Annotated in this window: 21 protein-coding genes; 10 read left to right on the plus strand and 11 right to left on the minus strand. The window is 49.5% G+C overall.

Going from position 1 to position 23,071, the window contains the following annotated elements:
* Positions 1-3 precede the first annotated feature (3 nt).
* The 5 genes from ACJJIS_RS00320 to ACJJIS_RS00340 all read right to left on the minus strand — a co-directional run bounded on the left by ACJJIS_RS00320 (position 4) and on the right by ACJJIS_RS00340 (position 7,077).
* Entirely contained in the window at positions 4-528 is a 525-nt protein-coding gene (locus tag ACJJIS_RS00320) for an AraC family transcriptional regulator (RefSeq protein ID WP_475709188.1), read from the minus strand.
* Between the two features lie 116 nt (positions 529-644).
* Positions 645-1,643 carry an FAD:protein FMN transferase gene (locus ACJJIS_RS00325; protein WP_444940488.1) on the minus strand — a complete coding sequence of 333 codons (999 nt, stop codon included), beginning with the start codon at positions 1,641-1,643 and terminating at the stop codon, positions 645-647.
* A gap of 12 nt (positions 1,644-1,655) precedes the next feature.
* Complete coding sequence (locus tag ACJJIS_RS00330) at positions 1,656-3,227, minus strand: hypothetical protein (protein WP_413663678.1); 1,572 nt, start codon at positions 3,225-3,227, stop codon at positions 1,656-1,658.
* Between the two features lie 100 nt (positions 3,228-3,327).
* Positions 3,328-5,847, minus strand: coding sequence for a LamG domain-containing protein (locus tag ACJJIS_RS00335; protein ID WP_444915261.1), 2,520 nt, complete (start codon positions 5,845-5,847; stop codon positions 3,328-3,330).
* A 3-nt stretch (positions 5,848-5,850) separates the two neighbouring features.
* Entirely contained in the window at positions 5,851-7,077 is a 1,227-nt protein-coding gene (locus ACJJIS_RS00340; RefSeq protein ID WP_413663676.1) for a hypothetical protein, read from the minus strand.
* A gap of 225 nt (positions 7,078-7,302) precedes the next feature.
* On the opposite strand from ACJJIS_RS00340, the gene ACJJIS_RS00345 reads away from it, so the two are divergent.
* From ACJJIS_RS00345 to ACJJIS_RS00370, 6 genes are read left to right on the plus strand one after another with little or no spacing between them, the layout of a single operon-like run.
* Positions 7,303-9,918, plus strand: coding sequence for an HzsA-related protein (locus ACJJIS_RS00345; protein WP_475709189.1), 2,616 nt, complete (start codon positions 7,303-7,305; stop codon positions 9,916-9,918).
* Positions 9,919-9,921: 3 nt separating this feature from the next.
* The gene (locus ACJJIS_RS00350; RefSeq protein WP_475709190.1) at positions 9,922-10,785 is read left to right on the plus strand and encodes an outer membrane beta-barrel protein; all 864 of its coding nucleotides are present in this window, start codon (positions 9,922-9,924) and stop codon (positions 10,783-10,785) included.
* Positions 10,755-11,408, plus strand: coding sequence for an outer membrane beta-barrel domain-containing protein (locus ACJJIS_RS00355; protein ID WP_413663673.1), 654 nt, complete (start codon positions 10,755-10,757; stop codon positions 11,406-11,408). Before ACJJIS_RS00350 ends, ACJJIS_RS00355 begins: the two co-directional genes overlap by 31 nt.
* 31 nt (positions 11,409-11,439) lie before the next feature.
* A complete protein-coding gene (locus tag ACJJIS_RS00360; protein WP_413663672.1) occupies positions 11,440-11,916 on the plus strand; it encodes a TlpA disulfide reductase family protein in 477 nt (158 codons plus the stop codon).
* Positions 11,917-11,920: 4 nt separating this feature from the next.
* The gene (locus ACJJIS_RS00365) at positions 11,921-12,136 is read left to right on the plus strand and encodes a DUF4266 domain-containing protein (protein ID WP_413663671.1); all 216 of its coding nucleotides are present in this window, start codon (positions 11,921-11,923) and stop codon (positions 12,134-12,136) included.
* Positions 12,072-13,283: a DUF3570 domain-containing protein gene (locus tag ACJJIS_RS00370; RefSeq protein WP_413663670.1), complete on the plus strand. Its 1,212-nt coding sequence runs from the start codon at positions 12,072-12,074 to the stop codon at positions 13,281-13,283. The genes ACJJIS_RS00365 and ACJJIS_RS00370 overlap by 65 nt, the downstream gene beginning before the upstream one ends.
* 83 nt (positions 13,284-13,366) lie before the next feature.
* Here the strand turns inward: ACJJIS_RS00370 and ACJJIS_RS00375 are convergent, their stop codons facing one another.
* Positions 13,367-13,669 carry an antibiotic biosynthesis monooxygenase family protein gene (locus ACJJIS_RS00375; RefSeq protein ID WP_444906970.1) on the minus strand — a complete coding sequence of 101 codons (303 nt, stop codon included), beginning with the start codon at positions 13,667-13,669 and terminating at the stop codon, positions 13,367-13,369.
* On the minus strand, positions 13,669-14,007 hold the full coding sequence (locus ACJJIS_RS00380) for an NIPSNAP family protein (RefSeq protein ID WP_444906971.1): 339 nt from the start codon (positions 14,005-14,007) through the stop codon (positions 13,669-13,671). Before ACJJIS_RS00380 ends, ACJJIS_RS00375 begins: the two co-directional genes overlap by 1 nt.
* An 89-nt stretch (positions 14,008-14,096) precedes the next feature.
* Between ACJJIS_RS00380 and ACJJIS_RS00385 the strand changes: the two genes are divergently transcribed.
* Positions 14,097-14,789 (plus strand): ArsR/SmtB family transcription factor, encoded by a 693-nt coding sequence (locus tag ACJJIS_RS00385; protein WP_444906972.1) that lies wholly within the window; start codon positions 14,097-14,099, stop codon positions 14,787-14,789.
* 8 nt (positions 14,790-14,797) lie between these two features.
* Here the strand turns inward: ACJJIS_RS00385 and ACJJIS_RS00390 are convergent, their stop codons facing one another.
* The gene (locus ACJJIS_RS00390; RefSeq protein ID WP_444926171.1) at positions 14,798-15,388 is read right to left on the minus strand and encodes a DUF998 domain-containing protein; all 591 of its coding nucleotides are present in this window, start codon (positions 15,386-15,388) and stop codon (positions 14,798-14,800) included.
* 258 nt (positions 15,389-15,646) lie between these two features.
* Here ACJJIS_RS00390 and ACJJIS_RS00395 point away from each other — a divergent pair, with 258 nt between their 5' ends.
* Together ACJJIS_RS00395 and ACJJIS_RS00400 are read left to right on the plus strand one after the other, a co-directional pair.
* A complete protein-coding gene (locus ACJJIS_RS00395; RefSeq protein WP_475709191.1) occupies positions 15,647-17,035 on the plus strand; it encodes a pyridoxal phosphate-dependent decarboxylase family protein in 1,389 nt (462 codons plus the stop codon).
* Positions 17,036-17,367: 332 nt separating this feature from the next.
* Positions 17,368-18,255: an alpha/beta fold hydrolase gene (locus ACJJIS_RS00400; protein ID WP_475709192.1), complete on the plus strand. Its 888-nt coding sequence runs from the start codon at positions 17,368-17,370 to the stop codon at positions 18,253-18,255.
* Between the two features lie 70 nt (positions 18,256-18,325).
* Here the strand turns inward: ACJJIS_RS00400 and ACJJIS_RS00405 are convergent, their stop codons facing one another.
* Positions 18,326-19,111 (minus strand): DUF2884 family protein, encoded by a 786-nt coding sequence (locus tag ACJJIS_RS00405; protein WP_475709193.1) that lies wholly within the window; start codon positions 19,109-19,111, stop codon positions 18,326-18,328.
* A gap of 184 nt (positions 19,112-19,295) precedes the next feature.
* Between ACJJIS_RS00405 and ACJJIS_RS00410 the strand changes: the two genes are divergently transcribed.
* Positions 19,296-21,689, plus strand: a complete 2,394-nt coding sequence (locus ACJJIS_RS00410) for a zinc-dependent metalloprotease (RefSeq protein ID WP_444958872.1) — start codon at positions 19,296-19,298, stop codon at positions 21,687-21,689.
* 50 nt (positions 21,690-21,739) lie between these two features.
* On the opposite strand, the gene ACJJIS_RS00415 is transcribed toward ACJJIS_RS00410, so the two are convergent.
* Together ACJJIS_RS00415 and ACJJIS_RS00420 are read right to left on the minus strand one after the other, a co-directional pair.
* Entirely contained in the window at positions 21,740-22,576 is an 837-nt protein-coding gene (locus tag ACJJIS_RS00415) for a transglutaminase domain-containing protein (RefSeq protein WP_282930871.1), read from the minus strand.
* Positions 22,577-22,580: 4 nt separating this feature from the next.
* The gene (locus tag ACJJIS_RS00420; RefSeq protein WP_108734840.1) at positions 22,581-22,811 is read right to left on the minus strand and encodes a DUF350 domain-containing protein; all 231 of its coding nucleotides are present in this window, start codon (positions 22,809-22,811) and stop codon (positions 22,581-22,583) included.
* Positions 22,812-23,071 lie beyond the last annotated feature (260 nt).

Genomic DNA, 23,071 nt, shown 5'->3' on the forward strand with positions numbered 1-23,071 from the left:
TAATCAGGGCGTTGGCCACTGCACCAACTCAAACTCCGGCTGTTGTTTTCCGGAGTTGTCTGAGATAACCAGTTCAATAACGGCGGGCTCATCACTTTTATTCAATTCCAACTTGGCTGCCCGCTTGTATTCGCGCCCTTCGGGCCCAAGGCCAGTTATAAAAGCAGAAATAGTGTAATCACCGGATTTTAGGTTGCCTTTGTAAAGCGGTTGAATACCACCGCGAATCAACGCTTCCCGCTGATGTTCCGTATACAGATGACTTGCACTTAACTTGTTATCGATGTGTAGCTTTACTGCATCCAAAGTAAAATAGTGGCCTACATCCATAGACACATAAAAGGCGATTTGGCTCTGTGCGGGATAGAGCAAATCTTCTTCAAGAATCAATAAATCCCTGTTTAATTTAAGTACATCGCGCTTTAATTCTTCCAATTTCTCCGCAGATAAATCGCTTTCCTGAGCCTGCACAAACGCAGAGCCTAAAAGGCCGATAAATAAAATAAAGCACTGAAAGGGGCGTCTCATGGCAGACCTTTTGATAGGAATTGGCATTATTCTTTGGTCGGCGCAAATTATGTCAGGGGATCAACGATCTGATGTGATCTTGTTGGCAAATTTTCTATGAAGATAAAACGGATTACTCAAAGATTCTCCAAACCGCGACTGAAAAACAACTTCCGGTTACTATCGATAACTACTGCTTCAAATTGGGGCAATCGATTAATAAGTGCCAAGCCTTTCTCTTTTCCCAGAACAAACACACTGGTAGAAAGGGGGTCGGTATCAAAGCCGCGGGGGCCAATAATGCTGACACTAATCAACTTATCAGTGTCTTTTGCAGAAGTTTCCGAGGGTTTTCCTGTGGATGGATTAAAAATATGGTGCACTCTATCCTGCTGCTCATCAATAAAATAACGCTCGTAATCACCTGAGGTAGAGATAGCAATATCACGCAGGGGGATAACCGCAGCATTTTTACTTTTTTCACGGGGGTGGCGAATACCCACTAACCAGGGTTGCCCCTGTTTATCTCCCAGCATGCGTGCATCGCCACCGGCACTGACACTGGCGCAGCAAATGTCTGCCTGCTTGAGGATCTCAATTGCCTGATCAACCGCATAGCCTTTGGCAATGCCCCCTAAATCTATTTTTGTGTTTTCGTGGCCAAAACGGAGTGTATTGGCCTTTTTATTCAGTTTTAAGTGGCGGTAATTCAACGCTTCTAACAACGAGTCCGTCAGCTGGGCGTCTGCCTGTTTCTGCTGGCGAAAATCATAGTGCTTGCCCAGGGTGGCGTAGCTGATATCGAATGCACCATCGGTGAGCTGACTAAACCAAAGGGATTTATCAATCAGGTTGGTGAGCTCTTTGGAAATATTGACGTTTCCCCGGCCAGCTGTGCGGTTAACGAGTGATAGTTCACTGTTTTCCTTATAGGGTGAGAGCTGATCGTCAAGTCGATGAAACTCTGTCATGACCTCCTCAATAAGGTGCTCGGCTTCAATGCCGTCCTCGTGCCAAAGTTGCAGGCGAACCTGGGTTCCCATAATTGCACGTTCAGCGTAGTGCCATTCGGCCACCGAAGGAATTGCGCAAAGTGTGGCACTACACAGTAATAGCAATTTAAAAAAGCGGAACATCACTTATCCAACTTAAATAATGGGGGCGAAGGCAGTCATACTGTCTTGTAAGTTACTATCGCCGAGACCGTGATTCGGAAATAAGGTTGAGAAATTACCTTGCTCACCGTGCAGGGCCATATAATTGAGCACTACAGTTTCCACTAATAAATTGACGTTGTTAGCGGCTGGGGTGGACGTTGTTTCTACGTCACCGGAGCTGCGCATATAGCCTAGTTGCTGGTGAATCGCCTGCTCGTCCGCTGTGCCACCGAGTAATTGTGGTCGGCCCGCCGGGTTGTATACCAGGAAAAATGAGGCGGCTGTCTGTTGGTCATCGCCAGTCCAGACGCCTTTGCCACGGCCCTCTACCGAGTCGTCCAGCATTCCGTTGGAGAAAACGGAACCATCACTAAAAACGTAAATCATCAGGGGCTGGTTGCGGCGGGCGGCATACTCCAGGCAAGCGCCAATACAGCGCCCAGCGCGCAAATCGCGAATCTCTCCTGTGGCCCGGTCGCCGGTATGGTAGTCATAGCCACCCATGGTAATAGTGCCTGCACCGGCATATCCATTGACGACCAGCTTCATCACTGAGGCGGTCTTTTGGAACTCTCTGTCTCCACTCAATTCTGAACTGGTAAAAACACCGGATGGCCCGACGATATCAGGATCGGATTCGGGATTTAAATCGGCCGGGTTGCCAAAGCGATCAGCCAGGTCAGCACTTTTCATATAGCCGCAACGCACCAGGTCTTTAATGACTGCATCGGTGCTGACTTTAGTATTTACGTTGCTGAGTTTTGCTTCGGAGATACGGTACATGGACTCCATCACTGCGACAGTGTCCTCCTGACTGAGCAGCCCCACCAGGTCTCCTACATCTACAAGGCCGGTAACGTCGGAAGAGCGATCCACTTTGGTGGGGCGAACTTCGGGGTTGATCATGGCGGAAGGAGCCATGGAGTTGCCACCGGAATCACTGGAGCTGGAGCCGATCAGGGCCAGCAGGGAACCGTTGGCTCCCGCCTGGTTAATACCGTACATGGGATTGTGTGGGTTGTTGCCGGTGTCATTTTCCGAGCGAGCGGGAATAACAGCACCGTTGGTCGCCGATGCTGTGCCAGCAGCGATTTTTTCCAGAATGCCTCGCAACATACCGCTGTCACTATGGAAGGCGAGACCCAGGTCAGTATTGATAAATTCATCACCGAGGGAGGGAACCATATCTCCGGGGAGGCCTTGCTTGTTGTAGCCGGCTGTGCCGAGAAAATCCATTTGTCCGCCCTCTTTACCTACCAGCACATTGGAGCCTGCGATATTGGCGCCGCCGGCGAGATCGAAACAAATAAAAGGAATTTTACCGGCACCGAATGCACTGACATCGCAGGGGCCGCCATTGGTTTTTCGCAGTGCTTCCAGGTCCGAGGAAAGGGCTGCATGGGCACTACGGGGATTGGCAAACAAGCTGAAGACAGAACCGCCCAGCACTGTTCCCATACCCGCTCGGAAGCCTTGAGCGAGAAAGTCGCGGCGTGTTACCGGGCGGTGGTGGTCCGGGTGCCGTAGGGGCTGGTCCAGATCAAAGTGTTTTTTCTTGCTCATAATATTCCCGGATATAGTTTTCGGTGTGCCGGCTCTTTATTGTGGAGGGGCTTTACCGGCGAAAGTTTTGCCGACAAAGCCGCTAGTCTTTTTTATGCGATCAGTGAATCAGGATCATGGCACTGCCCATGGCGGCAGCACATACGGCTTTCACCGTAGTTTCTGTGCGACCTGAATCGCAGCTGCTGCCACAGGCGGTCATGGTGTCGATAAGCGTATCCAGTTCTGTCTCTACAGAGGCCAGGTCCGGGGCGCTGGCAAGCTGCGAGACGCTGCCGTCATGCCAGTTCATCTCGTGGCCAAGCAAACCTTCCATGAGCGGATCAATTATCTGCGCGCGTTTGCTGGCGCTGTCGAAGGCGGTGTCTGCGGAAGCGCTGAAGTCAAATCCACTGAAGTAGCTGCTGCGCTCACTGGAGTCCACCAGGGTGCTGCAATACTTCACTGCCAGCTGGGTAATACCCATTTGCTGTGCAGCGAGGAATCCTTCAATGTCACTTTCAACCGGAAGCTGGCGTTTCACAGTTTCCCAGGTTTCATAAATATCCGGGTGGGACATGGAGACTCCGGTCGCCTGGGACAGGCTTGCATGGATTTGTTCAAATCGGCGCAGACCTATGCGCGATTGCGCTTCCAGATCAGCGGCATCCGCAGGTTCAGCTGGAGTGGCCTCAACCCGGTTATAGGTTTCGCTGCCGATTTTTTCGAAGGTCAGGAAAAATTCATCATCGAGGGGGCCCTTATCCAGAGTGATAATGGTCCCGAGCCTGGAAAGCTGCTGGCCCTCACCTGCTACGTAGCTATTGTCGACTGCAGTGGATAACTTGGACCAGGCCTGGCCCACCTCCGCTTCGCGGCCATTAATACCGATACGCATTCCCTCAATGGCGATTCCAGATGGATCGACACTGTCGTCGAGGCTGACAAAGGTGGGTTCACTAAACAGATAGGCATAATTATCAAATTGCTGCACAGTAAACATGACATAGCTTTCGGCAATGCCTGTGTGCTCTTCAACTTTGAATAACAGCAGATATTTTTCACCGACGCCGACTTCGTAGTTGGTAGCAATATCCTCTTCCGATAGGGCGCGGGAGTGAATTGCCAAAAGGCGAATGGAGCCTTCCCAACTGTTGCCGTTACTGACTTCGCTGCCTACTGCGAGAGCAAAGGTATCGTCCCAGGTAGAGAGTAAACCGGATTCACTTGGGTCTGGCTCCCCGGTATTTGCACCGTTAACGTAAAGCTTGCGTCCGTTAATTGGATCGTAAGTGGCCACCACATGCTGGAGACTGGCTTGTACAACCTGGTCGGCATCATCGGTTGCCAGGGCAGGCATACCGTCCGCATCGGTGTTGTCATTGCGGTTTTGCACGGTGTAACTGTATTGATCCTGGCCGAGAGTGAAGTTGCGAATATCATCGCCACCGGAATAGGTGACGATACGCGCGGGCCCATCCTGTGAGACGTTGGCGGGTGCCGCCCAGATTTCAATTGAGTATTCACCGGTGGCTGTGAGGGTATCGTAAAGTTTGCTGCTGGTTGCAGTAGCCCCCTGTGCTTTACCCCCCTTCAATTGCAGCCCCCAGGAGTCGATCCACTCCACATCGCCAGATAGGGCGAGATCAATTGCAGGGTTAACTCCGGAGGTATCGTAGGCAGTGGTGCCGCTGCCAGTTTTAAATTCATAGAGAGCAATTGCATTGCTCTCTATACGGCCGCCACTACTCGCAACAATGCCATCTGTGAGGCGCAGTGCCTTACTGATAACCCAGTCGGGGTCTACCTCGGTGACACTGATAGTGTCGGCAAAGGCTTGGATCGCATCAGTCATTTCCGCTTCGTTATCTGAGCAGTCATCCCAGCAGTTGTGAAATTCACTGCCCAGGCGCACAGAGAAACGGGAGTCGGCCGGAGAATCCAGGTTAATTTTACTGACCGCAGATGCGTAGGCGAGATCGACATCAGAGCTGGCAAAGTAGGGGGTTTGTGCCGTTGTCGCATCTTCACTGTGACAGTTGGCACAATAGCTGCGCAACAGAGGGTAAACTGTAGTGCTAAAGCTGCCGCTGGATTCGGGGAAACTTTTACTGGCACCCACCTCACGCTCGACAGGTGCGACAAGGGTGATTGTATTGCTTAGGCCGCCGCTAGCCCGAGCCCATTCCTCGATATAGTTGGTAATAATTTCCGCACAGGCATCATCGCTGGAAAGCCAACAATTGTGCCCACCACCAACCTTGGTTACCAAACGGGATTCATCGGGAACTGATAAGTTAATTAACTCACGCCCGGCATCGTAGGCAGCATTGATATCATCGCCGCGGACAAAATGTGGGCTCTGGTTATTTTCAATATGACAGCTGCCGCATCGATTTGTCGCCGCCAGGTTATCCCAGATGTACTGTTTATATTGATTGACATCATCGGTTTCAGGATCCGGTCCGGAATAGGCAGCGGTGCCATCGTTGTCGCTGGTATCCGGTTGGCTTTCGGTGCCCTCTCCACTGCCACCACTACAGGCACTGATTGCCAGGGCAGCACAAAACAGTGAAGCGATACGAAGCGTGCGAACTATCAGTGTATTTTCTATCACTGGGAGACTTTTATAGGTTTTCATTTTTTAATCTCCCGCGCAGTAAACCGCAGTGTCTGCGTATACCTGCTTAAGTTTGTAGCCGGTATTGCTGAAGTCATCGGTAATAGTTTCGATTCGGTTGCGGTCGGTAGAATCTTCCGGCTCGCGCAGACAAACTTGGCGAAACACCTTAGTTACTTGGCATTTGGCGAAAGCTCGGCTGTTAGACAACTCCTCTCCCAGGGATTTGATGCCGTTGCCGTTGCCGGATAAGGTGTCGCTCCAGCCCAGATGCATATTTATGCCCTCGCGCCAGTAGTTAACCCAGCTGTCGTCGGGAATAATAAAACCGTGGGGAAAATTGCCGCTGTTGATCAGATTTTTGGCCTTAACACGGCTGCCGGTTTCTGGATCTATATCACCGGCTGCGTTGTAATCCAGGGCTCCCTCTTCACCATCGGGATCATTGTCTGCATCGTATACATAGTCGTAGTAAGCGAATGCCTGTGCCATGGGGTCCATGCCGCTGTGGCAACCGATACAGTTATTTTGGAATACCCGACTGTCGCCCCCAGGGCTGCGGCTTACATCCTGGCGAATACGATCCGGTGAGCGGGAAGTATCCTGCACCTGCTCCATGTCGTTACACAGGTGATTGAGCATGGTAAAGCGAAACATGGCGCGATTGGTTCCCGCACTAAAAAAAGCCTTGGCGGCGGCGCGGCTGGTAAGAACGCCGGCGGTGGCATCTGCGGGGAGACCATTGAGAGAGGATTGAGCTTCCTGCACCAGATTATCCTGCAGGGAATAACCCCCGGCTTCCAGTGTCTCGTAGTGGTCATTATTTCCCGTGTTGTAGGAGGGCAGGCCAGAAATATCACCGGTGTAGAGAATATTTGCCGAGAGCAGTTGGCGGAAGTCCATATCGTCCCGAACCATGCCGATTACCGTCGCAGTGTAATCATTTAATGGTTCAAATACGTCCTGCTCCTCATTAGTCCAGGGAGTGGCCAGATTTTTTAGAGTGACATTATAGAAGGCGTCATTCTCCATTGCCGTATACGCCGCAGCGGTGGGATCACCGTTTTCTATATCCTCTGCCATATCCAGCAATACACTCTCGCTGGGAATGGTTCCGGTGATGCGGCTGTGAATTTGGAGAGCCTGGTCCTGCGATGCTGATAGGGCAGAATTACTCCACAAACCTACTCCGAGCAGTGCGGTTACCGTGGTGAGCCGGAGTACACGCGCTCGAGACGAATTATTTTTCATTGGACTATTTTTGTCGGTGAGATCACTGGGATGTGGCAAAGCAGTCTAAAAGCAGATTTCAACAATGTCAGAATGACTTTCAATATTTGCGTCCCAGTTGGCAAACTTTTTGTGCGCAACTTGCGAGAATTAGCCTCAGCGGTCAAAGCCGTATAAAAAAGTTCTTAGGCTAAGAGCACAAAAAAGGCGTGTGCTGCTCGTGCCAAACCCGGGTGGATAACAAAAATGAAATGTTTGCGTGCGCTACCGCTTTTGCTATTGGTGACGGCCTGTAGTGGCGGTGGCAGTTCCAGTGGTGGTGAAGACCAAGCCGAAGATCCCGTGGTGGAGGACTATCCTGTTGCTTTTGTACTTCGTCAATTAAGTAGTGACGATGATGGCAGTCTCCTTCAGGATAATATTTATGAGCCCGGGGAATTTTTTGCCGGAGCTCAACTGATTTTAAAAGAGCGTGCAACCGCCAGTGCTGCAGAAACTGTCATTACTGCAAATATATTTGACGGTGATTACGATGTAAAAGATCTGAATACTTCAGCAGATGGCAGCCAGCTTATATTTGCTATGCGGGCACCGGAAATAGAAGACGCTGATGACGATGAGCAGCCTACCTGGAATATTTGGGTATACAACACCGAAACAGAAGAACTCAATCGGGTAATTGAGTCAGATTTAACTGCTGAAGAAGGCCAGGATATCGCTCCCGCTTTTTTACCCGATGGACGCATTATTTTTTCTTCTACCCGCCAGCGGCGCTCCAGAGCTCTTTTACTGGATGACGGTAAACCGCAATTCTCGGCCCTGACTGAAAATCGAGAGGAGCCGGCATTTGTACTCCATGTAATGGAAGCGGACGGAACCGATATCACTCAAATATCGTTTAATCAGAGCCATGATTTAAATCCAGTTGTATTGAGCGATGGACGGGTCCTGTTTAACCGCTGGGACAATGCGGCAGGTATCGATAAATTAAGCTTATATACAGTAAATCCAGATGGTTCTGACCTGGCGGTTTATTACGGTTATCACAGTCAAAATACGGGTACAGAAGAGACTGAGGCCGCCTTCAATCGACCGCACGAAATGCCGGATGGCCGCCTTTTGGTAACGTTGCGCGCTCCCTCTGGGCTCACTTATGGTGGCGATCTCGTGACTATCGATGGAATTGTTTATAGCGAAGCCTACAGTGAGCAGGAGCAAAGTGGTGAAATGGTCGGGCAGGCTTCTATCACTGTTGGAGAAGTCACTACCGACGATACTATTTCTCCCCATGGTACTTTTGCTTCCGCATGGCCATTCTACGATGGGACAAGTCGTTTGTTGGTAACCTGGAGTGAATGCCGGGTTATCAATGAAGAAACCGAGCTGCTGGAGACCTGCCCGGATACTCTTACCGAAGACGAAGAAGTTCAATTGGCAGACCCACTCTACGGCCTGTGGATTTACGATTATATCGCCGGTACCCAGCTTCCTATTGTGGTTGTGGAAGAGGGAGAAATGATATCCGAAGGGGTTACTCTGGAGCCTCGCACTGAACCCACCTATATTCCAGACCCCGTCCCGGGAGTCGATGTCGATGCGGATCTGGTGGAGGAATCTGTCGGAATCCTGGATATTCGCAGTGTTTATGATTTTGATGGTGAAGATATTGCCGGAATCGAAACCTTGGCGGATCCCGCCCAAACCACAGCAGATTTTCGGCCTGCACGATTCCTGAAAATTTCCAAGGCCGTGGGCATTCCCGATGATGATGTTCTGGACTTTGATGGAGCGGCATTTGGCCGCAATGGTAATCAGGGCATGCGTGAAATATTGGGTTATACCCCAATCCAGCCCGACGGTTCCGTAAGGGTAAAAGTTCCCGCAGATATGCCCCTGGCAATATCCGTTGTCGATGCGGATGGAAAACGCATTTTCGATAGTCATAACAACTGGTTACAACTACAAGCGGGTGAAGTGCGCAGTTGTAACGGTTGTCATACTAGCGATAGCGAAGCTCCTCATGGCCGCACGGATATGCAGCTGGAATCAGCTTGGGTTGGAGCACCGACCTCGGCAGCACCATTTGCCAATACTGAGCCCGCGCTACTGGCGGAAATGGGCGAGACCATGGCTCAATTATTGGCCCGGTATATTGGTGAGGCGGCACTTGAAGGAGATCTACACTTTACCGATTTATGGACTGATCCTGCGGTACGGACTAAGGATGATGAGTTATTGCTTTCATACGGTGATTTGAGTACGGATGCACCGGTGGAATCCACCTGTTTAACAGAGTGGGAAAGTAACTGTCGAATCGTCATTCACTATGAACAACATATTCAGCCGCTCTGGGATTTCCCCCGTGAAGTATTGGATAGTACAGGAGCAGTAATAGCTGATTATACCTGTACAGGCTGTCACTCTCCTGTTGATGCTGCTGGAGCAACTCAAATACCCGATGGGCAATTAGATCTTACAACCTCGGCTTCCTCTGTTAATGATGCTTGGTTTGTTTCCTATTCCGAGCTGGTGGCCGATCGCGCTGAATTGGAGTTATCCAGTGGGGTGCTAACACCGCGGCTCGTACAGGAATTTGATGATGATGGAAATCCTGTTTACGAGGTTGATGAGGATGGCGAATTAGTTCTCGACAGTAACGGTGATCCGATCCCGGTAATGGTTACCGTCAATATTTCCTCTCCCTTGACGAGCTCTGCTCTTGAGAGCTCGTTTTTTTCTCTCTTTGAAAATGGTGGCGCACACCAAGGGTACTTAGAAGATGCCGAGTTGCGCTTGATTGCCGAGTGGTTTGATATTGGCGCTCAATACTATAACGATCCTTTTGCGGCGCCGGCAGATTAAACCATGTTGAAGTTACACCAAAATTCTATTGGCAGTTTCGCGGTATTTGTATTGCTGCTACTTTTTTCTGGGCAGGCTTCTTCTGAACGAACTTTGATGGAATCTGATTCTTCAGATGAAACCCCACAAGAAGAATTGGTTGAGACTGAGACTGAGACTGAGACTGAGACTGAGAAAAAATATAAAGGCCTTGAGGATGCAGAGCCGGTTACAGTCGGTAATGCATTTATTAATATTTACCGAGGCCCGGGGCGCGGTTACCCGATATTCTATGTCGCTGAGTATGGTGAACAAATTTGGCTGCTTAAACGCCGCACCGACTGGGTAAAAGTGTTTACTTCACGCAATAAAAGTGGCTGGGTAAAAGTTGACGACTTACGTGAAATCTACGGAGAAAATGGAGAAATTGTTCGAGTTCCTCTGCCGGATTTTTCCGATGTTGACGACGGTTACTTTTACCTAGGTTTGAATTACGGTGATTTTGCTGGAGCGGAATCCCTGGGAGTTAGCCTGGGCTACCAATTTACTGCCAATCTGGCTACTGAAATACGTGCAACCCAGGCGGTAGGTTCCTATTCAGACAGCCAAGTCTATCAGGTGGCAATGGTCCACCAGCCATTTCCACGTTGGAAAATATCCCCTTATTTTGTTTTGGGAGCCGGGATAAATGTTACCTCTCCAAACGCAACTATCGTTGCCACCGAAGATCGGCAAGATACAACGATGTTGGCGGGCGTAGGGTTGCGTACTTACTTATCGCGCCGTTTTGCCATCAGGGCTGAATACACAAATCACTACTTGCTTACTACGCAGGAAAATAATCAGGAGATAGTCGAGTGGAAACTTGGTTTCGACGTATATCTGTAGGCTCTGCGGCGCTTTCCGCACTGGTGGGGACCCAGGTATGCAGTGCTCAGCAGGATGATGAAGTACTTGCGGATATTGTCGCACCTGAACTGGAGCGGCGAGAGATACGTGACGCCCTGATAGATAGTGAAAATATAGAAATTGGTTTGTTTGCTGGTGTTATCAATGTCGAGGATTTTGGCTCAAACTCCCTGTACGGCACTTCAGCGGCCTACCATATCAGCGAAGATTTCTTTATTGAGGCCACCTATGCCCAGACTGAGTTGGGAGAATCCAGCTTTGAAAGATTGAGCGGTGCAGCACCGCTGTTGACTGATGAGCAGCGTGAACTCAGTTATTACAATACCTCTGTGGGCTGGAATATTTTCCAGGGTGAGTACTTTGTATTTGATGACTGGGCTTTTAATGCCAATTTTTATGTTGCGGGAGGTGTGGGAAATACCTCGTTTGCTGACGAGGAGCACTTCACTTACAACTTTGGTGCAGGAGTGAGAATGCTTGCCAACGATTGGCTCGCAGTGCGCCTGGATGTTCGCGACCATGTTTTTGAGCATGAATTATTTGGCGAGGCCCAAGTCACCAATAATCTGTCTGCCCAATTGGGACTTACTATCTTTTTTTAATTGATCATCAAAAAATAACAAGGACTCTTCCATGAAATACCTGGCTGCTTTCCTGACGCTGCTTTTATCGATGTCACAGGCTTCCGCCGCAGAGCCCTCTAAGGATTTTACCTTGAGTTCCAACCAAGGCGGAAATTTGAGGCTTGCAGAGCAGCGCGGCGATGTCATTATGCTGAATTTCTGGGCTTCCTGGTGTGGCCCTTGTCGTCAGGAAATGCCGCTGTTGGATCAGCTACATGCTCGCTATGAAGCTGCTGGCTTCCAGGTTTGGGGAGTCAATGTGGATGCACAGCGTAAGGATGCGGACTCGCTATTAGCGAAAATTCCAGTGGATTTTCCGATTCTTTTTGATAGCAAAGGGGAAGTGAGCAAAATGTATGGTGTTGCCGCTATGCCCAGCACCGTATTTATTGATCGTGATGGCAACGTTCGCTATATCCATAAAGGTTATCGTGATGGGGATGAAGCTGCCTATAAAAAAATGATTAAGGAATTGATTCGGGAGTAGTGTCATGCGTGCACTATTGCTAGTTTGCACTTTCTTGATGAGTACAGGTTGCACTGTTAACCCGTGGATTGCACCCTACGAACGGCAATTTCTTGCGGATCCTATTATGGGCTTTGAGCAGGATCCGGTAGCTGCTCGCTATATGAATCACGTGTATGAAGCTCGCGAAGCTGCGCGTGGAGCTGAAGGAGGCAGTGGAGGTGGATGTGGTTGTAACTAAGCTTCTATCTCGCTGGGGCGGGTTGGCATTTTTGGCACCGCTCGCTGCCGTGGCCGCAGTGCTTCCCGAAGAGCGGGCAGACAATATGTATCACGCCTATAGCGGTGGTGGAGTGACCATTGATGGGCCTTCAGTATTGATTCGCCAGAATGTTGGCAATAATGTTTCCCTGTCTGCCAATTACTATGTGGACATGATTTCCGGGGCCTCTATTGATGTGGAGGCCACGGCCAGTGAGTATTCGGAGCAACGGGATGAGTACTCTTTGGGCGCTGACTACCTGGTGGATAAAACTACGATCAGCGTGGGGTACACCAACAGTTCTGAGAATGACTACGAGGCACAAACCGTTGCTTTCGGCATCAGTCAGGGTTTCTTTGGCGATTTAAGTACTATCGACCTGCGGGTTAGTTACGGAAGTGATGATGTGTTCCGCAATGGCGACGATAATTTTGCCGAGGAAGCGCAACACCGTCGCTACGCATTTAGTTGGAATCAGATTCTCACGCAAAAGCTGATTGCAGAGGTGAGTGTCGAAACTGTATCGGATGAAGGGTATCTCAACAACCCTTATCGCAGTGTTAGGTATCTCGATGAAGCATCTGGAACAGGATTTAGCTATCAGGCCGAGGTTTACCCCAGAACTCGAAACAGTGATGCGGTTGCCCTAAGGGCCAAATATAGATTGCCCTATCGCGCAGCGATTAAAGGGGAGTATCGACACTATGCGGATAGTTGGGGAATCGTTGCAGACAATGTAGAGTTTCGCTATACCCATCCTTGGAAAGAACAAGACGAGTGGGTTTTTGAAGGAAAGATCCGTTACTATCAGCAGAGTAGTGCAGATTTTTACAGCGACCTTTTTCCCTATCTCAACGCTACCAACTTTCGTGCTCGTGATAAGGAGTTGAGCAATTTCACAACCTTGGCCCTTGGCCTGGGAGTGTCCTATGAGTTGCCACGGCGCTGGTCTCTATTAAATCGCAGGAATACAATTAATCTTTACTGGGATCATATTCTATTTGACTACGATGACTTTCTCGATGTCACAGTACACGGTTCAGCTACATCTATCAGTCCCGGTGACGAACCCGCTTATAGTTTCTCTGCCAATGTAATTCGATTATTTTGGTCGGTACGTTTTTAGGAATGGGGGCCTCTGCGTTCTGTTTTTCAGTAAAAGAACAAGATGCAGAGGCTTTATAGTTTGAGTCAAATTTGACTGTTGATTTATTGCATAGAGTAATCCCGAAGAATTTTTCCAATCCTTATACGATAGGTGTCAAATAGTTGTTTTTTTCCTAGGTGTTGTGCATCACAGTGAGCCTTGTGATTTTTCCAGCTCACTACAGATTCTTCATCCCGCCAAATAGAGAGTGACAAAATTTTTTCTGGCTGATTGAGGCTTTGAAATCTCTCGACAGAGATAAATCCATCGAAGCTGGTTAGGTGTTCTTTTAGGTCGGCTGCAACGGCCAGATATTTGTCTTTTCCTGAAGGCTTTGGTGTAACTTCAAATATGACGGCGATCATCAGTGATTTTCCTGTGGGAACTTCAGGTAGGTTTCTGGCACAGCATTTAAAAAGCTTCGCTTCTCTTCAAGAATAAACTTCTCTCTCGTCGCAAACTGAAAATTTTCACTGCCCTGAGGAGACTGCTTAAGCAGTTTTCGATATTGTTCATAATGAGCCAAGCTATCGAAATTAATAATACCAAAGGCCTGAAAGTTGGTGCCCTCAGAAGGTAGAAAATATCCTAATAGTCGTCCGCCACAATTGGGAATGATCTTGCCCCAGTTCTCAGCATACTGCCGGAAAGCATCAAGCTTAAACGGATCGATCTTGTATTCAATAAAACAGGTAACAGTCATCTAAGTTGCCTCTATTCATAATTTGCTGGCATTCTAGATGGTTTAATTTTCTATACTTCGGTGTTCAGCGAACTGTTGCGAGGATAACCATGGAACCTGACATTTCGGTAATATCCAGTTTGATTGGGGATCGGGCGCGCTCAAAAATATTGATGGCGCTTATGAGTGGAAAAGCACTGACAGCAACAGAGTTAGCCTGTGAGGCTGATGTGACTGCACAGACTGCAAGTAACCATCTTTTCAAGCTGGTAGATAGCAAGCTGCTGATAGTTCGCAAGCAGGGTAGGCACAAGTACTTTCAGCTGGCGAGTCATCAAGTTGCCGAAGCGCTAGAGGCACTGCTCAATCTGAGTAGCACCCTGGTACCTCAAAAAGTTACCACTGGACCCGCAGATCCAGATTTAAGGAAGTCCCGCATCTGCTATGACCATTTAGCAGGAATGGCTGGTGTACTATTGTACGAGGCCCTCTTGGCTAGTGAGTTGCTCTCCGAGCAATCACAGCAAGTTTCCTTGACTAGAGAGGGTGAAATATTTTTTCAGGAGCGAGGGGCAGCCGTAGCTAGTTTTAAGCAGCGTAAGCGCCCTGTTTGCAAGTCATGCTTAGACTGGAGCGAACGAAAAAGCCACCTTGCAGGCAGCTTGGGTCAATGGATACTCGAAGATGCCTTGGCAAAGCAGTGGGCGGTAAGAAGAGCGGACTCCAGGGCGATTACTTTCTCCCAGAAGGGGCTTTTACTGTTCTCGAAGCGTTATCAGATTGATCACTCCAAGTTGCTATAAATTATTTGTCAGCTCGTTATCAGATTAAAGGAAAGCCCCGTTAACCATATCAACTGTGCTCCATAGCTGAGACGTTGGTGCAGACCGGGGTTGGTTTTTTCTTCGTAGGCTTTTTTTAAGGTAACAGTAAAATAGATAGAAGCGAGCAAGCAGGCTGTACTAAATAGCCTGAATTCTATTGAGAAGTAACTACTGAAAGTACTTAGCAATGGCGCAATGAGTAAAGACAACAACATAAGCATCCCCGCCCAGGAGTGTATCTGGCATTCAAGACTAGGGGTTTTTGTATAGGGATCTGCATCCATAGGAAAATAACCCGCAACCCAGGTTCCAATACCGTGGATGATAATTAAAACTCCAATGATGGTAAGTACAACTGGGGCCTGTTCAATTTGAATTATATGCAGGCCAAATAAGAAGAATAATATGCCAAGTGGGTAGTTGTTGATGAGGGGGGAGAGCTTCTGGGTTGGGCTTCCAACGGCTCCTAGTTCGCTACAGAATTGTCTTGAATGGCTATAGCCAGAGTATTTTGCTCCTGCCAATGTAACACCTACAACCATCCATACCAGCGAGATAAACCCCAAGTAAGCAAACACTGTATGAGCCCCGACTGGTTATGTTGGGGCAGAAGATAGCACTAGATAAAAAGTCCTTTCAAGTTAATCCTTGTCTTCAAACGTGCCAGGTTTATTGTTATTTCAACTTTATCTAAAAGCGATTCTTGCCATAAAGATAGGTGTTTTTGTCCTTATTGTTCGTATCGTTTTAATTAATTTTTTATTAGTTTAAGTCTAATAGAGTAATTAATTTTTTATACTAGATCAGGTACTGGAAAAGGAGTTGAGGGGGCGAAGATGGATAATAATGACAGCAAAAATTTTTCTAATGCCATAGAAGTACTATCCCTGGCAGCGCGGTACGCTGAGGAGTATGTTTCCGATATTCGCGATCGCCGCGTAAGTCCGTCCGCCTTTGATATTGATCAAATGCAATTTTTTAACAGCGACTTGGCCCGGGCTGGGGAACCGGCAGAGGCTGTTGTCGAGAGCCTGCATCGTTATGGTTCTCCGGCAACAGTTGCCAGTACCGGTGGGCGATTTTTCGGATTGGTGGTAGGTGGGGCTACGCCAGCTTCTATGGGCGCGGCGGTAATGAACGCCGTTTGGGACCAAGTGGCGGTTCTGGAGGCGTCGGCGCCTTCTGCAATTTATCTGGAGCGTATTGCGGCAAACTGGATATTGGAATTGTTAACCTTGCCGATGGAAAGTAGTGTGGGTTTCACCACAGGGTCATCTATGGCCAATATGGTGTGCTTGGCTGCTGCGCGAAATACGCTTTATCAAAAATTAAATATCGACCTGGCAAAAAGCGGGCTAGCCGGTGCGCCGCCACTGCGTATTGTTGTTTCTGAACAGTCCCATGTCACAGTTCACAAGGCGCTCTCTATTCTTGGATTTGGTATGGATCAGGTGATTAAAGCGCTCTGTGATGAACAGGGGAGGGTGCGAGCAGATACTTTTCCCGAGGTTGATGAAACCACCATTATTTGCCTTCAGGCGGGCAACGTAAACTCCGGCAGTTTTGATCCGTTTGCAGACATAATTCTCGAAGCTAAATCCAAAGGTGCCTGGGTACATGTCGACGGTGCCTTTGGTTTGTGGGCAGCGGCATCTCCAGTGAAATCAGTGTTGACTACTGGAGTAGAACAAGCAGATTCCTGGGCTGTAGATGCTCATAAATGGCTAAATACGCCTTATGACTGCGGTTTGGCAATTTGTCGAAAGCCGGGGGCTGTACACAATGTGATGACAACCCAGGCGCCATACTTGCAAGTGGGATCGCTGGTGCCCCCCAAGGATATGGTGCCAGAATTCTCACGTCGGGCCAGAGGGGTGGAAGTGTGGGCGACGATTCAGGAGATGGGCCCGAAGGGAGTAGCGGCGATGATTGATCGCTGCTGTATCCATGCCCAGCATCTGTGCGAAGGCTTGGCAGAAATGGGCTATGAGATCCTTAACGATGTAGTGTTAAACCAGGTGGTGGCAACTATTGGCACTGCGGAAGACATTCAAGAGATAGTCAGGACCATACAGGAGGAGGGCGTTTGCTGGTTTGGAACGACTACCTGGAGAGGAAAAGCGGCCCTGCGTATTAGCGTCTGTTCCTGGGCGACTACCGATAATGATATTGCCCTTACCCTGGATGCTATTTGCCGGGCGACGGAGGCTCAGATGTCCAGATAACCCTTTGTGTGACTTGAAGTACTAGGGGGCCTTCTAAAGTAAATAGCACTTAATGTTTACGTCTTTTAGGTCAGGCTGGGGTAGTTGGTGAATTATTTGGAGGCCCTCTTGTTTCCCCCTTTGGCGGTAGCAGCCAGTTTCAGTTACGAGAGCCGTCTATCCTTGTTGAATGGGCGCGGATCTGGGCCATTATTTTCAAGCTTTTGCTTGCGGTATTACTATTTCCGCCAACTCAGCCACTTTTTCAGCGCATAAAGGTGAGGGGCTCGGGTAGAACGATGACTTTTTGGCTGGTTTTAATTCTTTTTCTAATTCTACTCTGGCTTCTGTGGATGGCGTTTTGTAGTCCCAGTTTAAGTCGCAATGAGCTACTGAAATTCTCTTTTAATCAACTTTCGCTAGCCGGTGGTTTATCCGTTAATTATCGCGAGATGGGGCCAATTGATGGCGTTAATATACTTTGCCTTCACGGTGGTGGTGATTCACTGAGCGCCTGGAATGCCTGGGCGACAAAATTGGCAGAAAAATATCATGTTATTTTGGTGGACTTACCTGGGCATGGATTGACCGACCCGTTACCAGGAGGCACTTATACACCTAAGCATTTTGCCGATTTTATTGCAGAATTTGTCGCAACCCTGAAACTTAGGGACTATGTGATCGCTGGCCATTCATTTGGTGGAAATGGGGTTTTACGCTATTTAACAGGACATCCGAATATACCCAAGGCCGCTATTCTTGTCTCTCCCGGTGGTTATAAATGTGGCAAGGGACTGGAAATGCCTGCTGGTATTGCTCGATTTGCCACCAGCCATTGGGGGCGAAAAATGGTTGCGCACATTGGTAGTCGTGGATTATTGAGAAAAATGCTGGCTTCCAAATTTTTCTACAATCCGCAGGCTCTGTCGGGGGAAATGTTGGAACGAATCTATTTGCTTTCCCGCTATGAGAAGAATCGCGGTACAGCGATCAATTTGGTTGCTAATGCCACAATCAATTTCCAGTCATTGCCGGACTTGGAGACTATTAAAATTCCAGTTTTATTTATCTGGGGGGCAGAAGATCAAATTATTCCCTTGTCCGTAGGAAAGTATTTCTCTGACAAGTTGCCTAATGGAGAGTTAATCGTATATCAGAAGATGGGGCATATGTCCCATGTCGAAAATGCTGAACAAAGTGTCACCGACGCAATGGAGTTTTTGCAGCGTCAGGGGCTGTGACAATACAGTGGAAAATTTAAAAAAGAGGCCGCAGTGCGGCCGAGTTTGGGGGGATGAAAATCAAGAGCGCCTAATTGATGACAACCAGGCCGGCTTTAACTATGTCGTAGTGACTGAGTTCTGGTACCTGCTGATGTAGGTCGGTTTCCAGTCGATCGATGGATTCCAGTTGTGTACACAAGCGGTTTGCAGACTGCTCAATACTTTTACCGCGCTGTTCCAGTAACCGCTCCGCCTCTTCAGTGGCCTGTTCCTCAATGCTATCCCCGCCGGTAAAGGCAGCTTTGAAGGCATGCCAGGCAATAGTTCCCGCGGACTCCATAGCGAGGCGTTCGATACGGGGTTCAAACTCTTCAGAGATGGTTTTCTCTATATAGTTACCCATTTCCTCGTTTCCCAGCTGGTAGATCTCGCCCTCTTGATTGAGGCGGTCCTCAGTGCGCTGGATCAGGTCGGCGGAAAACTGTTGGAGTTCGAGGATATCCGGGTGGTCCGGCCCGGCGAGGGTGCTGATGGCAATGGATAGGCCATCCATTGCGATATCGACCGCCTCAAGGGTGAGTACCAGTGTGTCGCGACCGGCGATGTGAAGCTGCTGACGGTATTCCTGAAGCAGTTGCTCCTGCTGAGAATTGAGGGGCAGCAACTCACCATCCACTGATAGCTGGTTGGGCACCTGAAATGTCACCAGTTTTCCGCCTTCCCCTTCGACGGTGAAAAAGTCCGGGCCTACTTCAATAGCGTAATTTGTAGACACTGTGCAGGTGCTGGTATCGACATGGAAAGAATCGTGGGCCAATGCCTGTGAACTGATACCGAGGCCTATCAGGGTTGAAAGTGCGATTGGCTTCCACATATGCCGGTTTCCTATTGTGTGTCTTTTCAATGTGACGCGCCTGGGTAGCCGAACAGATGCAGGCAGCTTGAAATATTTTTCATTTTTTCCTGACGCAGGCCCGGGGAGTGATGGCCAAGCATGGATGTTCCAGCGGGTATTCTGTATTTTTAGCCTATAACACTTAATAAATTGAGGGTATTCAATGTCCATAAGCAGGCACATTGCCGCACTGTGCTTCTTGATAGTCAGCACAATGGCACAGGCCGGGAGCATCGCGGAGTACACCGCAGGCATGCATAGGCACAGCGGCTTCCACGACTTTTACTGGGACGAGGCTAACGGCCGGGTGTTGCTGGAGATCGATGAGTTTGAGCGCGAGTTGCTCTTGCTCACTGGGCTGGCCCAGGGACTGGGTTCAAACCCGGTGGGCCTGGATCGCAACCAGGTGGGTGAGAGCCGCTTGGTGAAGTTCCAGCAGTCGGGTAACAAGGTTTTACTGCATCAGGTGAACCTGAAATACCGTGCCCAATCAGCAAATGCGGCTGAGCGCCGCGCGGTTGAGGAAGCTTTCGCTTCGTCCGTACTCTGGGGCTTCAAGGTGCTTGCCCAGAGCGATAAGGCGGTACTGGTGGACTTTACGCCCTTCCTGTTGAGCGATCAGCACGGCATTGCTACACGTCTCAAGGGCGCAGAGCAGGGCAGTTACAGTGTGGATAAGAGCAAGTCGGCAGTTTATCTGCCCCGCACAAAAAACTTTCCCAAGAATAGTGAGTTTGAGGCCCAGCTAACTTTTGCTGGATCAGCTCCGGGAAACTATCTGCGCGAAGTGGTTCCGACCCCTACATTGGTGTCCCTGCGCCAGCATATCTCCCTGATTGAATTGCCAGATAACGACTATGAGCCCCGCCGTTTTCACAGCCGCAGTGGCTACTTCCCGTTCGCTTATCGAGATTACGCTACGGCGATTGAAGAGCCTCTGGACCAGCGTTATATCTACCGTCATCGACTGGAGAAGAAGTCGGGTAGCGATGAGGTTGTGGAGCCGATTGTTTACTACGTAGATTCCGGAGTTCCTGAGCCGGTGCGCAGCGCCCTGATCGAAGGGGCGAGCTGGTGGGACCAGGCATTCGCTGCAGCAGGATTTAAAAATGCGTTTCGCGTAGAGATTCTGCCGGAAGGCGTCGATCCTTTGGATGTTCGCTATAACGTGATTAATTGGGTACACCGCTCCACTCGCGGTTGGTCCTACGGTTATTCGGTTTACGATCCCCGCACCGGCGAAATTCTAAAAGGCAATGTTACCTTGGGGTCCCTGCGTGTTCGCCAGGACTTTCTGATTGCTCAAGGGCTTGTACAGCCCTACCGCGGCCACACCGTCAGTACTGAGCAGCTAAAGAATATGGCCCTGGCCCGTATCCGTCAGCTATCCGCTCACGAAGTAGGCCACACCCTGGGGCTGGCGCACAACTTTGCTGCCAGTAGCGAAGAGCGCGCTTCAGTAATGGATTACCCGGCTCCGCTGGTCTCTCTGCTGGGAGGTAAGTTGGACCTGACAGATGCCTACGCCACTGGCATCGGCAGTTGGGATAAGTTGGCGGTTCGCTACGGCTATGGCGAGAGCGATGATGAAAAAAGTTATCTCGACAGTGTTATCGCTGAGGCCGGGGAACAAGAGCTGCGCTTTATTTCAGACCCGGACTCCCGCACCATCAATAATGCTCACGCAGTCTCACACCTTTGGGACAACGGCACCGACCCATTGATGGAATTCCAGCGGATGGTCGACTTGAGGCGTCATGCCCTGGATAACTTCTCTGCGGCGGCAGCGCCGTTATCCGCGCCCCGCTCTGACCTGGAAGAGACCCTGGTGCCTGTGTACTACGGTCATCGCTACCAGGCGGAGGCTGTGGGCAAATTGATTGGTGGCTTGGACTATGACTATGTCTACAACGGTACCGATCAAAATAGCTATACCCTGGTGCCCGCAGAGCGACAACAGCGGGCAATTGATGCACTGTTGGATACACTTTCGCCGCAGTTTCTCACCTTGCCGGAGCAGGTCTTGCAGCTGATTCCGCCCAAGTCCTATGGCTACGAACGTACTATCGAGAGCTTCCCCTCATATACGGGGGTAGCTTTTGATGGGGTGGCTCTGGCGGAAGCGGCTGCTGGGCATACGCTATCAATCCTGATGGACCCGCAGCGCGCGGCGCGAATGAATCAACAGAGTGCCCGCAGCAGTGAGGTACCGGGGTTTGCTAGCCTATTGCAGCGCTTGAGCGCGCTGGCTCTGCAGGGTGAGGGTTATACCGGTCTGCAGGCGAGTGTGCACCAGCGAGTTAATCACGCCTATATCGAGCAGTTGATGTTACTGGCCAGTAATGCAAAGGCAGACGAATCAGTGCGGGCCAAAGCGCATTTGGAGCTGGCAAAACTTCTTCAAGAAATTGGTTCTATGCGGCTGTTTGGCGATGATCCTGAGGGCTATAGTGCGCACTATTACTATGAGGCACAGCGCATCGATGCCTTTAAGCAGGGCAAGCTGGAAGTAAAACCTGGTGCGGTTAAAGCGTTGCCGCCAGGATCTCCGATCTGATCTGAAACGGATAAAAGGGGTGGGCTGTAAACGCTCACCCCCTTTGGGCATTAACCGCGAATAAACTGGGACTTCTTTACCCAGTGATTTCCTCGGTATTGTCGAGTGGGGGTTGGGTTTTTCTTCGCCCAGAAAAAGTGGCGGTTAAACTGAAATTCCGCATCGTAACCCTCCGCCAGCGCTGCCAGGGGCATGGCTTGCCAGCTGGTCTGGCGGCGTTTGCTGGTTGCCTCCAGCAGGTACTCTTGATCGTTTAAGATGGCCACTACCCAGGCGTGACCCTGACCTTTATGGGTTCCGAGTGCCACCCGCGCATCAACTCCCAATTCGATCAGCCAATCTGCCAGTAAAATAGCGTGGTCTTCACAGTCACCACGCTTTTGGTAATAGGCCTGCCGGGATGTTTGCCAAATGTCTGACAAACCGGCGTATTGCAGGTGATCGTATTGGTACTCTTTATTCATAGCCAGTGTATAAAGAGGCACCCAAAGCTGTTGAGTCTTAAAGGGCTTGAACCCCACCAGGTAGCTGTTGGCAAAGTGGTGTTGCTGGTCCAGTCCCCGGGCGGACGCTGTCGCCGCCTCAATTCCCTGCCAGTTCCACACTGAGACATGAGCGCTCTCTTCCAGTGAGCGTTTGTCGACTACTTTCTGGATGGTTTTTTCTTCCAGAGGGTAGCGGGTACCCACCACTCGCACTACACCTTGTTGTGAGTCCACAATACTGGCTAACTGACTGCCGCTGCTACCAAAGCTCCGTAAATTATCGGAAAGGGGGATTTCCGGTGTGCTTTTAGTTGGCGGCTCCTGTGTATTCGCTCGCCGTACAAGTTCAGGGGTGATCAGTGCGAGGGAAAGTATCAGTGTGATAGCCAGCCACTTGCGCATAGTGCTATCCCTTGAGGCCAAACGAAATAATGATGGCAACAAATATCAATATGGTTGATGCAAATATAGATACGGCGATATTGCCATTTTTTAGCTCGCCTTCGATATCTACAGAGCGAAGCAGTTTCTTATCAATGGTAATCAGTGCGGTGATACCAATAAATAACGCTAGCAGCGTATAAATCAGGTTAATGCCCAGGTTAAACAGGGTTGCCGTTAAAAATTCCAGTTCCATAAATCCTTCAGGCTAATTATGTTTATTAGTGGCTGTTAATGGAATAATTTAAGCATAGGGTCTGATTGAGTGCAAAGGATGGCCGACCCAGATAAACCGACAGCTTAATTTACAGGTAATTATCAACCTTAATTGGCAATCCGGACTTGTTGATTAATATTTTATTTGGCTGGGTTGCTATTGGGGAATAGCTCTAGACGAAGAGTTGCTCCGTCGAAGGGATTTTACGCTTAATTTACCGGGAAAGCCTTTTGAAGAAG

Source organism: Microbulbifer maximicatervae (SeqCode), assembly GCF_056231245.1.